The sequence below is a fragment of the Belliella marina genome (assembly GCF_042682445.1).
Taxonomy (GTDB): domain Bacteria; phylum Bacteroidota; class Bacteroidia; order Cytophagales; family Cyclobacteriaceae; genus Belliella; species Belliella marina.
In genome coordinates this window covers 234,389-250,460 of the sequence record NZ_JBHUHR010000038.1, presented here as the reverse complement: position 1 = coordinate 250,460, position 16,072 = coordinate 234,389, and the positions used below count along the sequence as shown (strand labels likewise).

Sequence of the window (16,072 nt, the reverse complement as noted above, 5' to 3'; positions counted from 1 at the left end):
TTTACCGTTTAAAGTGATGCAAAGGTAGATATTTGTTGCTTTCTTGCAAATGAATCGACCAAAAAAAATATAAATATTTCAATCAAAACACACTAATATAAACAATATGAGCATTTTACCTCAGATAGTTTTTTTGCTGATATTTGCCATGGCAGGTTTCATTCTGTATAAGAGAGTCACCTATCTCAAAAGAAACATATTTCTAGGCAAGGCAGAATTGAGAAACGATCAGCCGGAAGAGCGTTGGAAAACGATGCTTTTGGTGGCTTTTGGACAGAAGAAGATGTTTAAGCGAATCATCCCGGCCTTTCTGCACCTGTTGATATATGTCGCTTTTATTATCATCAATCTGGAAGTATTGGAGTTTGTCATTGATGGCATCACGGGAAGCCATAGAATCTTTGCGCCTTTCTTGGGAGGTTTTTATGGCGTTGCCATGAATATCTTTGAGTTTTTGGCAATAGCTGTATTGGTTTCGTGTTTTGCTTTTTTGATTAGGAGAAATGTCACGAGGGTGGAGCGCTTGACCAAGGCGGAATTGATCGGCTGGCCAGCATTGGATGCCAATCTGATTTTGATTATAGAAATCGTATTGATGTTTGCCATCTTGACCATGAATGCCACAGATCAAATATTGGCAACCAGGGGAGTGGAGGGTTATACTTTACTGAATGGCCTTTTCTTTAGTGACATGATCCAGCCCTTCTTTATCAATATGGGAGATACGGCATTGGTGATTATAGAGAGGTTTGCTTGGTGGTTTCACATTGTTGGGATTTTGGCATTTGCCATTTACGTGACGTATTCCAAGCATCTACATATTTTCTTGGCGTTCCCCAATACTTGGTATTCGAACCTGAAGCCAAAGGGGGAGATCAACAATATGCCTGAAGTGACCAATGAAGTGAACATGATGTTGGGGATTCCTGTTGAAGGAAGTCAAGAGCCGCCTGCCGAAATCAGCAGGTTTGGTGCTAAGGATGTCAATGATCTGAGTTGGGTCAATGTGATGAATGCCTACAGTTGTACCGAATGCGGTAGATGTACAGCAGAATGTCCAGCCAATATCACTGGGAAAAAATTGTCGCCGAGGAAGATCATGATGGATGTCAGAGACCGGGCGGAAGAAGTGGGCAAAAGTATTGATGCAGGTGGGCCAGGTTTGGAAGATGGAAAGTCGCTTTTGGGAGATTATACCACCAAAGAAGAAATCAATGCATGTACTTCCTGCAATGCCTGCGTGGAAGCTTGCCCTATAAATATAGACCCATTGTCAATCATTCTTCAAATGAGAAGATATGTGGCCATGGAAGAATCAGGTACACCTGCCCAATGGAATGCCATGTTCCAAAATATGGAAACGAGCTTTTCCCCATGGAAATTTTCCCCATCTGACAGGTTCAACTGGGCAGAGAAAGTAAAGGAAGAAGAAGTAAAATAAATAGACACAAGACAAAAGAAGTGAGACATAAGAAAACCTTTTTTAGTCTCATATCTAAAGTCTCATATCTCATATCTAAATTATGTCAACATATAAAGTACCAACCATGGCCGAGATGGCCGCATCAGGACAAAGTCCCGAAATCCTTTTTTGGGTAGGATGTGCAGGCTCATTTGATGATAGATACAAGGCCGTCACCCAGGCTTTTGTGAAAATATTGAATAAAGTAGGGGTAAGCTTCGCTGTATTGGGAACAGAAGAAGCCTGTACAGGAGATCCGGCAAGGAGGGCTGGGAATGAGTTTCTTTTCCAAATGCAGGCAGTTGCCAATATTCAGGTGATGAATGGTTATGAAGTCAAAAAAGTTGTCACAGCTTGTCCCCATTGCTTCAATACCATCAAAAACGAATATCCAGCTTTGGGGGGTAATTATGAAGTGATCCACCATTCACAATTTCTCCAACAATTGATCAATGAGGGTAAAGTGGCGCTCCAGGGAGGTGGAGAGTTCAAAGGAAAGAAAATCACTTTCCACGATTCATGTTACTTAGGCCGTGCAAATGACGTCTACGAAGCCCCCAGGGATGTAATCAAGGCATTGGACGTAGAATTGGTAGAGATGAAGCGTTGCAAGACAAAAGGTCTTTGCTGTGGTGCAGGTGGCGCACAGATGTTCAAAGAACCTGAGAATGGCAAAAAAGACATCAACGTAGAGCGGACTGAGGAAGCATTGGCAACAGGAGCATCTGCCATAGCAGTGGGATGCCCATTCTGCCTGACTATGATGACGGATGGTGTCAAAAATAAAGAGAGGGAACATGATGTCCAAGTCTATGATTTGGCAGAAATGATCGCCAAGGATATGGGAATCTGATTTGAGAATACTCGATTTAGTGTCCAGTTAGTGCCCAGACCTGGCAGGTTTTCAAAACCTGCCAGGTCTTTTATTTATATGAAGAAAATGCAAACTTTTGAAAGTGGGGGTAGCCCAGGATTTGCCTTGGTCTGTGTCTCCACAGAACAAAAGATTTACCTTGGTCTGTGCCTCTACAAACCAAAAGGTCTATAACTATAATTGAAAAATCCTAGAAGTAATCCTCGCTTCGAAATGATTACAGTGTAAATCGAGAATCATAAGAGACTCTATTTGGGATAAGAGCATCCAAAAATAGAGCGAACAAGAGCATTTGCCCTGACTTTGTTACAAGAATCTGAAAAATTTACCCTTACTTTGTTACAATAAATTGAAAAAAATGCCCTTACTTTGTTACAAACAAGAAGTGGTATGCGTTTTAAAAGGCATGTTTTCAGTCATTTAATTAGCTGGAAAGAGAGTGTAGATAGAAAGCCTCTAATTATAAGAGGTGCAAGACAAGTGGGGAAGACCACTTTGATCAAGCAGTTTTCGGAATTGTTTCCATATTTCATTTCTATGAATTTGGAAAAGGAATCCGACAAATCATTTTTTGATGACTTTGATGATGTCCAAAGCATTGTCGAAGCAATTTTTTTGACAAATAATTTAAAGATTGAACACTTAGGAGAAACACTTCTCTTCTTGGATGAAATTCAAGAATCGCCAAAAGCAATCAAGTTGCTTAGGTATTTCTATGAAGAAATGCCTAAGCTTCATGTGGTTGCCGCAGGTTCTTTATTGGAATTTGCCATGAAAGAGGTTTCGAGTTTTCCTGTTGGAAGAGTTCAATTCCTTTATCTTCATCCATTGAATTTTCCTGAATACCTAGAAGCTATTGGGCAGGATGTGGTATTGGAGCAATTGAATCAACTTCCGGTGAAGCAAATCGCACATAAGGTATTGATGGACTTGTTTCACAGGTATGCGATTATTGGAGGTATGCCAGAAGTAGTAAAGACAGATATTGAGAAAAATAACCTTGCAAACCTTACTGCAACCTACGAAAGCATTTGGGGTACGTACAAAAATGATATTGAAAAATATACCTCAAATGAAACCGAGCGGAAGATTATCAAACACATCATGAATGCAGCTCCATTAGCACTTGATCAAAGGATTAAATTCCAAGGTTTCGGCAACTCTAATTACAAATCAAGGGAAATTGGTGAATGCTTTAGGATTCTGGACGATGCAAGAGTTATTAAGTTGATCTATCCAACTACTGATTTGAAACCTCCTGTTCAGTACGATTTGAAAAAATCCCCCAGATTGCAGTTTTTGGATTCTGGTTTGGTAAATTACTCTTTGGGGATTCAAGGACAGCTGTTGAAAATGGAAGATTTGAGTCCTGCATTCAAAGGGGCGTTGATTCCACATTTGGTAACACAAGAACTGTTGTCAGTCCAAAACATCACAGACCAAAAGCCTAATTTTTGGGTAAGGGAGAAAAAACAGTCAAGTGCCGAAGTTGATTTGGTCTATGTTTATGAGGATAAGTTAATTCCAATTGAAGTCAAATCTGGGGCAACAGGCTCTTTGAGGTCATTGCATCAATTTATCGATGCTGCAGACCATCATTATGCAGTGAGGGTTTATGGTGGGAAATTGTTGAAAGAAGAGGCTATTACGCCAAGCGGGAAACCATACCTCCTTCTGAACCTCCCGTATTATTTGGGGACAAGACTTGGAGTGTATGCCCAAATGTTTGTTGAGGGTGGGATTTAAATTTCAAAGAATGAAATTATTATGTACCCAAATATTATATTTATCCGTTAAGGAAAAGAACTAAAGTAAGGATAAAAGCCTTATTCTTTGGAACAATTAAATCGCTTTGAAATGTATCTGGAATTTGAAAATATAGCTGCTCATTCAAGGGTATGGATTTACCAGTCTGACAGGAAATTTACCGCTGAGGAATTGACTTGGGTCAAATCACATTTGAAGGCTTTCTGTGAACAATGGAATTCCCACGGAGCTTTGATGCCTACTTCTTTTGAGATCAAATTTGACCAGGTTATCATCCTTTCTGTGGATGAAAGTAACTTGGGAGCCAGTGGCTGCTCCATTGACAGCTCGGTGAGAATACTTCGGGAAATTGAGCAGAAGCTGGGAGTCAATCTACTCGATCAGGGAAAAGTTGGGTTTTTGGATTCAGAGGACAATTTAGCAATCAATTCCGTCTTTGGTATCAAGGAAAGTGTGAAGTCGGGTATTGTAAACCCTGAAACCCTCATACTCAACCCCCTCGTAAAAGAGAAAGCAGATTTGGACAATAATTGGCTAATTGCTGCTAAAGAAAGCTGGTTAAACAAATACTTTGAAAATTAATTATTATAATTATCCTATATTTAAGAATTAAGACCTAATCCGATTAATTATACTAATGAAGCGAAGTCTCATATTTATCATTTTTGTTGGACTACTCGGCGTTTCTTGTACGAGCTTGTTCAAAAAAGGCCAAAAGCAGTTTTCTTCTGGTGAATATCAATATGCCATTAGCACCTTTTCCAAGGTATTGGAGAAAGAACCGGACAATAAAGAGGCGAATTTTTATGTGGCAGAAAGCTATAGACTTTCCAATAGAATCGAAAAATCGGCGGTCTATTATGAGAAATTGACTGAATTGGATGGCTCCTTTGACAATTATTATCGATTGGGGCAAAGCTACAAGAACCAGGGGAAATCTGAAGAGGCGATGGAAGCTTTCAAGCAGGCAAAAGGGCTTACATTGGAGGACGGGAATTTGAATGAATTGGATAGGGAAATTGCAAACCTTCAGAAAACGGAAGAGATAGAAGATTATTGGCCCTATGTTGAATTGCAAAATTATGCATTGCTGAATACTCCCGGCCCAGATTATTCGCCTATAGTGAATGAAGGGTTTTTGTATTTCACCAGTTCGAGACAGGCATCTGGGATTTATCCAGCCACAGGTGTGCCTTATACAAAACTTTTCAGAACGAGAGCAGATGGGATTAAAGTCGATGTCCAAAACATCCAGGCTATGCCAGAATTCAAAAATGAAGAAGGCCTGAACCAAGGTGCAATTGCAATCAGCCCAGACGGAAACACGATTATCTACGCAAGGGGAAACTCTACATCCAACAAAGACTTGCCTGATGTGCATTTGTTTGCATCATATTTTAGGGGTGGAGGATTCACACAGCCTATTTGGATGCCATTGAATGAAGATGAATTTTGGTGGAACAGTACGCCTGCATTCAGTCCAGATGGCTCCGTGCTTTATTTTGCCTCCAACAGACCTGGCGGATACGGTGGGATTGATCTTTATAAAGCGACAAAACTTGCCAATGGAGACTTTGGAAATCCAGTTAATTTAGGCCCCGAAATCAATACTCCTGGGAATGAAATGTTCCCCCGCATGATGCCTGATGGGAAATTTTTCTTTGCTTCTGATGGCCATCCCGGTTTTGGCAAATTAGACCTGTTTGTTGCTGAGCCTTCAGAGGATGGGACAGTAGTGAAAAATCTTGGAGCCAACATCAATTCGGTAGCTGATGATTTTGGGATATTCTTTACCAGATATCCACAAGATGGATTTATCACTTCCAATAGAGAAGGAGGGGAAGGGGATGATGATATTTACTATTTTGAAGACAAAACACCCAAGCCTAAAGTTGTCAATGTTTTCCTCAATGTGACTACCAAAGAGAAGAAGGACGATGGTTCAGAGGAGATTTTGCCCCAGACTAGGGTGGCATTGTATGATGCATCCAACAAAATGACTGGCGGGGACTTTACCAATCAGAATGGGCGCGTAAGATTTACCCTTGCCCCAGATGAGAACTTTTCCCTGATAGCTTCCAAAAGTGGCTATTTCTCAAAAAGTATCACATATGATACCCGGGGGAAAACACCAAAACAGGAAGACCTGATTCAGGAAGTCACCAATATCACATTGGATACCACAATCATATTGGATGCCTTGATTTTGGAAAAATCCATCGTATTGGATAACATCTATTATGATTTGGATAAAGCCGATATCAGGCCAGATGCAGCTGAGGAGCTGGATAAATTGGTGACGATTTTGAAGGATAACCCTACCATCTCAATAGAACTGAGTTCGCATACAGATGCACGTGCTACTGATGCCTACAATGATGCTCTTTCCCAAAGAAGGGCTGAGTCGGCAGTCGCTTATATTGTGTCGAAAGGGATAGATGCTGAGAGATTGGTAGCCAAAGGCTATGGCAAGCGACAATTGATCATAGAAAATGCCAAGACTGAAGAGGAGCATCAAGTCAATAGAAGGACGGAGTTTAAAGTCATAGAGATAAAATGATTTTATTCTCCTGAATTTTCAGGATCAATTATTTAGCCCAAAGTCCGATATTGATTGATATACAATCGATATCGGATATTTTTTGGATAGAATTTATTGTTGCTTTCTTCCAATTGAGTCTAAACTTATACCTCGTCAAGAAAATGATTGGCACTTTATTGTTAAGACTCAATTTAAGCCTCGAAGGTCCCAATTATTGTGTCAATTTGAAATCAGAAATAATTGGAGCTTATCTTGAAATAGCTATTTGCCAAAGAAATGTGATTTTCATGGATATTCCCAAACCTTCCAACGTTCCAACCTTCCAATTCAATATTACAAGCGAACTCCCCAACCGTAATTTTCTGATTTTAAAATCCGCAATATTCTAATTCCTAATTTTTAGCTTTCTCCCACACAAATACCCCCATTGCCCTCTGGCTATGGACTAACACGCTTTTAGGATTCTCTAGACTGCTCAAACCATATCTTAGTTCAATTTTTTCCAACAATTCCTCGGTAAGGATAAACCGCTCGCTGCCGTCGGGAAGGGCATACACGCCATCACCCAAATTGGGGGAGGTTTCTTGGATTCCTCCAAACCCTGTGGCCATTCTCAAGAAAAAGATCCCGCCAACTTTAAGCACACGCATCATTTCATCCACCATCTTGAAGAATTGCTTTTCATCGTTGGCAAAGTGCAATACAGCTGAGCTGATGATGACATCAAATGCTCCTTTGTGAAATGGCATATCTTGTACAGTAGCTGTCTGGAATCTTTGGATATCATAATCGGGCTGGATCGTTTGGGCATAAATCCTGGCCATCTGTATGGCAATCGGATTGGCATCGATACCAAAGATTTGATAACCTTGATTCAAAAAATAGATACAGTTTCGGCCCTCACCACATCCTGCATCCAAGATCTTCATTTCTTTGGTAAATCGCCCTTTGAGGATTTGGTCCAAAAGGTAGATGTCAATATTTCCGAGCAGTTCGTTTAGCTTATTGATTTCCATTTTCCAGGTTTTTGATGGCTTCCATTGTTTTCTTTTTCCCTATTTCGATCAGTTCCGATGCCCTATGGAATTCCAATGTGCCGGCTTGTATCCTCGAAATCTCAATCAACACATCAACTTTGTATTTGTTGAGCATGATGGAAGATAGCTTGTCTTGGAGAAGGTCAAACGAAAAATTCATCAACTCCAGGGAGCTCATTCCTTTGTACTTTTCCTGCTTTACTCCCGAATCAAAATACTTGGAAAATTTTGATTTGTATTCAGTGACCCATAGGGGGATTTTGATTCTGCTTTCAGATTCTTTTTTGATGGTTTTTTCTATAATCTGGGTGACAAGTTTGTCTTTGGAAGCATTCAGGTCAACTGCTATCACAAATTCGCCCTTGCTCGTTTTTGGTAATAGACTTAAGGGGATTGGATTAATGATCCCTCCATCGACAAATTCCTTTCCGTGGATCTTGGCTGGAGTAAGGACAGTTGGGATCGAGACTGATGCCCTTATGGCATCAAATAGAGAACCTTTGTCAAATATTTTTTCCTTTCCCAATGGGATTTCTACTGCATTGCAGATAAATGGTATTTGGAGCTCCTCGATTTGGCAATCGCTGATAAATTTTTTGATTTCATTGAATACTTTGTCCCCTTTGATAAAGCCTTTGCTTGACAATGTGAAATCCATCAATGAAAACACATCAATCCTGTCAAGGTTACAAATCCAGTCTTTGAAGACGGGGAGTTGTCCCGCAGCATGGATCCCTCCAATCAAAGCTCCAGCAGATGAGCCTGCGATGGATACAATCTCATATCCGGCTTCCTCGATTGCCTCGATTACTCCAATATGGGCCATCCCTCTTGCGCCGCCACTTGAAAGAACCAATGATACTGTTTTTTTACGCATAATATAAAAGTGACACAATTATTTATATTTGTAAATTAACTTTCGCAAAAATAATCAAATACCATGAATCAAAGTAAGCCATTCCATCTCGCTTTTCCGATTAGGGACATTGAAGAAACCAGAGAGTTTTACGGCAACCTTCTTGGTTGCGAGATCGGTAGAAGTACTGAAAAATGGATTGATTTCAACTTTTTTGGTCATCAACTTTCTGCACATGTCAAACCAGACGAGCTTCTGGAGGCAAAGAAAAATGAAGTGGATGGCAAAAATGTCCCAGTTAGGCATTTTGGGGCAATATTGCCTTGGGAAGAATGGCATGGTCTTGCCGATAAGTTGAAAGCGAATGGGGTTGCGTTTGTCATCGAGCCATATATCAGGTTTGAAGGAGAAGTAGGGGAGCAGGCGACTATGTTCTTCTTGGATCCGGCAGGAAATGCTTTGGAATTCAAGTCGTTTCAGGATCCAAGCCAGATATTTGCGAAGTAAAGAACAGGCTATGAAAAATACATTGACAATCATCAGTGCACTCATGCTGATAATTTCGGCATTAATCATTCAATCCCTGATGGAAGGATCAAAACCGCTATTTGATCTTGAAATGATCAGATTTTTCACCGGGCTTTGCTGGGGGACTGGTGTCGGACTTCTGCTTTTGATTGTTTTTGGCAATAGAAAGAAAAAGAACATATTGTCAAAAAGTAATGGTGATTTGGAATAACTGCTTCCCATTTTCCCCAAAATAGGGGCACTGCTAAGCTAAATTCACAAATGGAAATAGGCTTGCCATAGATAAGCAGAAAATCAGGTGGAAATAATAATATGTTGAAACCACTGATAGATTTCTGTCACCATCTATATCTTATTTGATTTTTTACAGCTAAAATTTGATTTAGTTTTGGAACGGGTAACTTTATTTGGATCTTTTCGGTTATACCAAGACTATGGCGAAACAAGAAATGTTGTATTATAAAACCTATGAACATCCGACGAGCAGGGAGTGGGTTGTATTTATACATGGGGCAGGAGGTTCTTCGTCAATTTGGTATAAGCAAATCCGGGAATTCAGAGAAGATTTCAACTTGTTGTTGATAGACCTAAGAGGGCATGGAAGATCCGCCAATTCCATCAAGAATCTTTGGAATGAGAAATATACATTTCCCAATGTGACCAAAGATATCATAGAGGTCTTGGATCATCTGAATATCCCGCCGGCGCATGTGATGGGGGTTTCTTTAGGGACCATTTTGGCAAGGCAATTGGCTGAAATGGAGCCTCAAAGGGTGAAGTCTATGATCATGGCAGGGGCAATTACCAGACTGAATTTCACTTCGAGAATATTGGTCATATTGGGGAATGCCTTCAAAAGTGTACTTCCATATATGTGGTTGTACAGTTTGTTTGCGTTTATTATCATGCCGAGAGGGAATCATGCTGAATCAAGAAGCCTATTTATCAGAGAAGCAAAAAGACTATGCCAGAAAGAATTTATAAGGTGGTTCAAACTTACCAAGGATATCAATCCCCTTCTGAGATATTTTAAGGAAAAAGACCTGTCCATCCCTACTTTATATATCATGGGAGAGGAAGATGTGATGTTTTTGGAATCGGTCAAGAACATTGTGAAAGATCATAAAAAGTCTTTTCTGGAGGTAATCAAAGCCTGTGGGCATGTAGTCAATGTAGAACAACCAGATATATTCAACAAACTTTCTTTAGAATGGCTTAAAAGCCGATATAATCCACTTCAAAATTCCTTGGAGCATCCATAATGAAAAAGCAAACCAAAACAATTTTAATCGTAGCCATCCTAGTAGTGGTTGCCATCATTTTTATCTATCCAAGATTAGACCTATTTGTTTCCAAAGAAGGCGAGTCTTCCAGTAATGTCGGTACACAAGCCCAAGGTAATGAAATACCAGTCAATGTGGTGGAAGTCCGGTCGGAAAGACTGGAGAATAACCTGAATATCACAGGCACTATTATTCCGAATGAAACTGTAAACCTCAGGTCGGAGATTTCGGGATTGGTTGAGAGGATCGCATTCAAAGAGGGGGAGTTTGTCAAAAAAGGAACACCGCTGCTCTATCTCAACGATGATGAGCTGGAGGCCCAATACCAAAGGTTGGATTACACGAAAAAGTTGTATGAAAGCCAGGAGAACAGACAAAAACAACTTTTGGAGCGTGAGGCGATCAGTCAGGAAGAATATGATATCTCGCTTAACCAGTTCAATACAAATCTTGCGGATTTGAAGTTGGTAGAGGCGCAATTGAGCAAAACTGTCATTAGGGCACCTTTTGATGGGGTGTTGGGTTTGCGGCAGATTTCGGAAGGATCGGTGATCGGGACTTCTGATGTCATCGCGAGCATAGTGAACATTGACCCGATCAAGATAGAATTTTCCATCCCCGAGAGATATGCCAATGCAGTGGAAATCGGATCGAAGATTTCTTTTTCAAATGATGGAGGAGGAGAAAATGGGGTAGGGGTTGTCTATGCTTACGAGCCTACAATTGATGCCGCCACAAGGACTTTGAAACTCAGGGCTACAAGTCCAAACAAAGATCGAAGATTTTTGCCTGGCATGTTTATCAGAATCAAATATACTTTGGGAGTGGAGGACAATGCATTGTTGGTTCCTTCCGAATCCGTCATCCCCGAACTTAGTGGCTACAAAGTGTATGTGGTCAATGCCCAGAATCAAGCCGAAGAAAGGGTGGTTACGATTGGGACTAGAACAGAAAAGCAAGTGCAGATCTTGGAAGGGCTTAAAGTAGGGGACTTGGTCTTGACGACAGGTGTGTTGCAAGTTAGGGTTGGATCACCTCTGAATCCTACGAAAATTAATTAACCATGGCGAGTTTATCTACCATAAGTATCAGAAGGCCTGTATTGGCGATAGTGATGTCCCTCACAATTACATTGTTTGGGATTATCGGTATTAGTTTTTTGGGGGTTAGGGAATTTCCGAGTGTTGACCCTCCCATCATCAATGTAAGGACTACCTATGTCGGTGCCAATGCGGATGTCATAGAAGCGCAGATCACTGAGCCACTTGAAGAAGCCATCAATGGTATCGCTGGGATCAAATCACTGACCTCAACGAGTAATGATGGCACAAGTAATATTACAGTGGAATTTGACGTGGGAGCTGACTTGGAAGCCGCTGCCAATGATGTCCGGGACAAAGTGTCTGGTGCACAACGTAATTTGCCACCTGATACGGATCCCCCGGTAGTTTCCAAAGCTGATTCCGATTCGCAACCCATTGTATTCCTGAATGTCCAAAGTAATAAGAGAACACTTTTGGAACTTTCGGAATTGGCCAATAATATTTTCAAAGAAAGACTGCAAACCATCCCAGGGGTAAGTACTGTACAGATTTGGGGGGAAAAGGAATATGCCATCAGGTTGAGAATGGATCCCTTGAGGATGGCTTCCTATGGAGTGACTCCCTTGGATGTGCTGAATAAGGTTCAGAGCGAAAATGTCGAATTGCCATCAGGAAGAATAGAAGGGTCTACCATTGAGTTGTCTGTAAGGACTAAGAGCAGGTTGGGTTCCCCACAGGAATTCAACAACCTGATCATCAAGGATGACCAAAACAATATTGTAAAATTTCAGGATATAGGAAATGCAGAACTGGCCGCACTCAATGAGAGGACAGTATTGAAGCGTGATGGGATTCCGATGGTAGGGGTGGTGCTCATACCATTGCCGGGATCAAACAATATCGAGATTGTAGATGAATTTTACAAAAGATTGGAGACCATCAAAAAAGACCTTCCGGAAGATATTTTGCTTGACATTGGGTTTGATTCGACGAGTTTTATCCGGTCATCCATCGCTGAGGTACAGGAGACAATCATCCTCGCATTTATCCTAGTGGTGCTGATCATCTTCCTCTTTTTGAGGGATTGGAGGACGACTTTTATTCCAGTACTGACAATACCCATTTCCCTGATAGGGGTGTTTTTTATCATGTACTTGGCGGATTTCTCGATCAATGTGCTGACTTTGTTGGGGATTGTGTTGTCTATTGGCCTTGTGGTGGATGATGCCATTGTGGTATTGGAGAATATCTATTCCAGGATAGAGAAAGGTGAAAGTCCGGATATAGCTGCTGAAAAAGGAGCAGAAGAGATTTTCTTCGCAGTAATAGCTACGACTGTTGCTTTGGCGGCTGTGTTTTTGCCAGTGATTTTCTTGACAGGTACCACCGGTAGGCTCTTTAGGGAGTTTGGTGTGGTTGTGGCCGGTGCGGTTATTATTTCTTCTTTTGTAGCTTTGACAATGACTCCGATGTTGAGCTCTAAGCTCTTGAAAAAAAGGGAGAAACAAAATTGGTTTTACAATAAAACAGAGCCGGTTTTCCTTTGGTTGAATGAGAAATACAGCCATGCTTTGGAAGCTTTTATGAAATTCAGGGGGATTGCCTTTTTGGTAGTTGTCTTGGTGGCTTTCGGGATCTATCAGCTTTTCCAGATCATTCCAACGGAACTTTCCCCCATAGAGGATAGAGGAGAAATGAGGGTCAACCTGAGTGGACCTGAAGGTGCTACTTTTGAGTTTATGGATAGGGTTTTGGATGATATGACCCATGAATTCATGACGGAGATACCGGAGGAAGAAAGGGTAGGTATCATAACGGTTACTTCTCCGGGATTCGGAACTGCGAGTACCAACTCGGGATTCTTGAGGCTGATTTTGACAGATGCATCTGAGAGAGAGCGCAGCCAGCAGGAGATTTATGATGAGGTCTCCAAGAGGTTGACAAAGTTCACTTCCGTGAGGGCCTTTGCCACCCAAGCGCCATCTATTGGCGATAGAAGGGCTGGGTTGCCAGTTCAGTATGTGCTGCAGGCACCTACTTTGGATAAGCTGAAAGAGGTGATCCCCAAGTTTATGGAGCAGGCCAACCAAAGTCCCATATTCAGCTATGCTGATATCAATCTGAAATTCACCAAACCTGAAATTGAGGTCGAGATAGACCGTGAAAAAGCTAGAAATGTGGGCGTTTCGGTTCAGGAAATTGCCAGGACATTGCAGCTTTCTTACTCCGGCCAGCGCTTTGCCTATTTTATCATGAATGGGAAGCAGTATCAGGTAGTAGGTGAGATGCAGATTGAGGATAGAAATGAACCGATCAACTTACGGACACTTTATGTGAGGGCTGAAAACGGAAGCTTGGTGCAGTTGGACAACTTGGTGACAATACGGGAAAACAGTACCCCACCTCAACTTTATAGATTCAATAGATTCGTCAGTGCGACAGTTTCTGCAAACCTTGCACCCGGATACACAATTGGATCAGGATTGGATGAAATGGATAGGATCGCTTCTGAAGTTTTGGATGAATCATTCAGTACAGATGTGGCAGGCCTTTCCAAAGAGTACAGGGAAAGTTCCAATAGTTTGATCTTCGCTTTCATCTTTGCCTTGGTTCTGATTTACTTGGTATTGTCGGCACAGTTCGAAAGCTTCATGGATCCTTTGACGATAATGTTTACGGTGCCATTGGCATTGTTTGGAGCTTTGGCTTCTTTGTGGCTATTTGATTTTACCCTGAATATCTTTAGCCAGATTGGGATTATCATGCTCATAGGCTTGGTGACGAAAAACGGAATCTTGATCGTGGAGTTTGCCAACCAAAGAAAAGCACAGGGACTGTCGGTGGACGAGGCGATCATAGGTGCGGCAAGCGCAAGGTTTAGACCTATTTTGATGACTAGTTTATCGACCATTCTAGGGATTCTCCCAATTGCCCTGGCTTTGGGGGCAGGATCTGAAGGCAGAGTACCTATGGGGGTGGCAGTGATTGGAGGCTTGGCATTCTCTACTGTATTGACCTTATTTATCATTCCAGCAATTTATACTTTCCTTACATCCAAAAAAGGAAGATTAGCAAGAGTACAATGAGAAGAATTATTTTAACGATATTGTTTTTATCTCAAATTTCTGTATTCACTTTCGCTCAGGAGAGTGAAATGTTGAATTTGGAAAAGGCCATCATGATTGGTCTTGAGAAAAATTATGGTGTGAAAATAGCCGTCAACAATGTGCAGTTGGCAAATTATGACAAGGAAATTGGTTTTGGCACTTCCTATTTGCCTGTAGTTGATGCGAATTATGCGCAAAGTTACAGTAAGGAAGATGTAGAACAATTATTCCAATCATCCCCTGCGCCAAACGAAATTCTTGGTGCCACATCTGATACCGAGAACTTTACCGTTTCTGCCATCTATGGATTCAATCCCGAGGTGGTCGTGACGATGAGAAGGTTGGGGAAATTGGCGGAGATCAGCGAGCTGGACGCAAAGATTGCCGTCGAGAATTTGGTGGCGGCAGTTTCATCTTCTTACTACAGATTGGTATTGGAGCTTCAGAGGCAGAAGGTTTTGGAAAAGACATTGGAATTTTCCAAATCAAGGCTTGAAATAGCCGAAGCCCGCTATGAGTTGGGGGGGGCAGGGAGACGGGACTTCCTGACTGCACAGGTGGATTACAATACGGATTTGTCACTGACTGTGAATCAGGAACAGATTATCAGGACAGCACAGATCAACTTGAATGAATTGTTGGCTTTATCTCCTTCTGATCAATTTACCGTGAAGGACACAATCCTCATCTCCGATAATTTAAGATTGGAGGATTTGATGGAGAATGCATACTTGAACAATAAGCAATTTCTGGTCGCTCAGAGGCAGGAAAATGTCGCGTTCTTGCAGATCAGGGAATTACAGGCACAAAGGTTGCCTTCTGTCAATCTGAATGCTGCATATGTTAACAACACTTTAAATGCCCAGGCTGGTTTTCTCCTTTTTAATCAAAGGGAAGGCTACAACTATGGGGCTGGTGTGACATTGAATTTGTTTAGTGGTTTTACTTTGAACAAACGAATTCAGGCTGCAAAAGTCCAAAGATATAATTCTGAACTTGCCCTTCAGCAATTCGAAATCCAAATGCAATCTGACCTCCATAGGGCTTATACTTCTTATGAAAATAACAAAAGGCTGTTGGAGATAGAAAGAAAAAATTACGAAGTGGCTGTAGAAAATACGGATATCGCTTTGGAAAGATTTAGGCTTGGGATTGCAAATTACCTTGAGTTCAGGGATGCCCAAGTGAATCTCCTTACCGCTGAGGACAGATTGATCACAGCTCTTTTCAATATCAAGGAAATGGAGATAGAGCTGTTGAGGCTCTCCGGTAAAATCTATTACCAAAACAGCGAAGAAAGATTGGACCTTTTGGATAAATAGATTGTCAAACCTGCACCATTGTTAGGTTTTGGTCTTTTCTGATAGTTGAGAAATACAAAGTGCTGTCCTGGAAGTAGTAAAAATCTTATCTCAAAAAGATATAAATCGTTGCGTTAATCCACATAAGGTAGAGGTCAAAGGAAAAAGAAGCTAGACCATTCACTTTTTGCATTGTCCCTAGAGATTTTTGGGTCTTCTCCCCCTTGTTTTATTGTTTTTGACTTTGGTATATTATTTGCTAAAGGTGGTGG

13 protein-coding genes are annotated in these 16,072 nt (G+C 41.3%); 11 read left to right on the top strand and 2 right to left on the bottom strand.

Annotated elements, in window-relative coordinates:
* The first annotated feature begins 106 nt into the window (after window positions 1-106).
* The 5 genes from ACFSKL_RS13195 (at window position 107) to ACFSKL_RS13175 (ending at window position 6,663) form a co-directional block, all read left to right on the top strand.
* Window positions 107-1,441: a 4Fe-4S dicluster domain-containing protein gene (locus ACFSKL_RS13195; protein ID WP_376886681.1), complete on the top strand. Its 1,335-nt coding sequence runs from the start codon at window positions 107-109 to the stop codon at window positions 1,439-1,441.
* A gap of 82 nt (window positions 1,442-1,523) precedes the next feature.
* The gene (locus tag ACFSKL_RS13190; protein ID WP_241413647.1) at window positions 1,524-2,315 is read left to right on the top strand and encodes a (Fe-S)-binding protein; all 792 of its coding nucleotides are present in this window, start codon (window positions 1,524-1,526) and stop codon (window positions 2,313-2,315) included.
* A 411-nt stretch (window positions 2,316-2,726) separates the two neighbouring features.
* Window positions 2,727-4,082, top strand: a complete 1,356-nt coding sequence (locus ACFSKL_RS13185; RefSeq protein ID WP_376886680.1) for an ATP-binding protein — start codon at window positions 2,727-2,729, stop codon at window positions 4,080-4,082.
* A gap of 87 nt (window positions 4,083-4,169) precedes the next feature.
* Window positions 4,170-4,685, top strand: coding sequence for a hypothetical protein (locus tag ACFSKL_RS13180; RefSeq protein WP_376886679.1), 516 nt, complete (start codon window positions 4,170-4,172; stop codon window positions 4,683-4,685).
* Between the two features lie 55 nt (window positions 4,686-4,740).
* Entirely contained in the window at window positions 4,741-6,663 is a 1,923-nt protein-coding gene (locus ACFSKL_RS13175) for a CHU_0125 family OmpA-like outer membrane integrity protein (protein WP_376886678.1), read from the top strand.
* Window positions 6,664-7,037: 374 nt separating this feature from the next.
* Here ACFSKL_RS13175 and ACFSKL_RS13170 read toward each other — a convergent pair whose 3' ends face one another.
* Both ACFSKL_RS13170 and ACFSKL_RS13165 read right to left on the bottom strand, forming a co-directional pair.
* A complete protein-coding gene (locus tag ACFSKL_RS13170; protein WP_376886677.1) occupies window positions 7,038-7,661 on the bottom strand; it encodes a class I SAM-dependent methyltransferase in 624 nt (207 codons plus the stop codon).
* Window positions 7,648-8,559: a patatin-like phospholipase family protein gene (locus tag ACFSKL_RS13165; protein WP_376886676.1), complete on the bottom strand. Its 912-nt coding sequence runs from the start codon at window positions 8,557-8,559 to the stop codon at window positions 7,648-7,650. Before ACFSKL_RS13165 ends, ACFSKL_RS13170 begins: the two co-directional genes overlap by 14 nt.
* A 63-nt stretch (window positions 8,560-8,622) precedes the next feature.
* On the opposite strand from ACFSKL_RS13165, the gene ACFSKL_RS13160 reads away from it, so the two are divergent.
* From ACFSKL_RS13160 to ACFSKL_RS13135, 6 genes are all read left to right on the top strand, one after another.
* Entirely contained in the window at window positions 8,623-9,045 is a 423-nt protein-coding gene (locus ACFSKL_RS13160; protein ID WP_376886675.1) for a VOC family protein, read from the top strand.
* Between the two features lie 10 nt (window positions 9,046-9,055).
* Window positions 9,056-9,277, top strand: coding sequence for a hypothetical protein (locus ACFSKL_RS13155; protein ID WP_376886674.1), 222 nt, complete (start codon window positions 9,056-9,058; stop codon window positions 9,275-9,277).
* Window positions 9,278-9,515: 238 nt separating this feature from the next.
* The gene (locus ACFSKL_RS13150; RefSeq protein ID WP_376886897.1) at window positions 9,516-10,328 is read left to right on the top strand and encodes an alpha/beta fold hydrolase; all 813 of its coding nucleotides are present in this window, start codon (window positions 9,516-9,518) and stop codon (window positions 10,326-10,328) included.
* On the top strand, window positions 10,328-11,410 hold the full coding sequence (locus ACFSKL_RS13145) for an efflux RND transporter periplasmic adaptor subunit (protein WP_376886673.1): 1,083 nt from the start codon (window positions 10,328-10,330) through the stop codon (window positions 11,408-11,410). The genes ACFSKL_RS13150 and ACFSKL_RS13145 overlap by 1 nt, the downstream gene beginning before the upstream one ends.
* A 2-nt stretch (window positions 11,411-11,412) precedes the next feature.
* The gene (locus tag ACFSKL_RS13140) at window positions 11,413-14,478 is read left to right on the top strand and encodes an efflux RND transporter permease subunit (protein ID WP_376886672.1); all 3,066 of its coding nucleotides are present in this window, start codon (window positions 11,413-11,415) and stop codon (window positions 14,476-14,478) included.
* Complete coding sequence (locus tag ACFSKL_RS13135) at window positions 14,475-15,821, top strand: TolC family protein (protein WP_376886671.1); 1,347 nt, start codon at window positions 14,475-14,477, stop codon at window positions 15,819-15,821. Before ACFSKL_RS13140 ends, ACFSKL_RS13135 begins: the two co-directional genes overlap by 4 nt.
* Window positions 15,822-16,072: the final 251 nt, after the last annotated feature.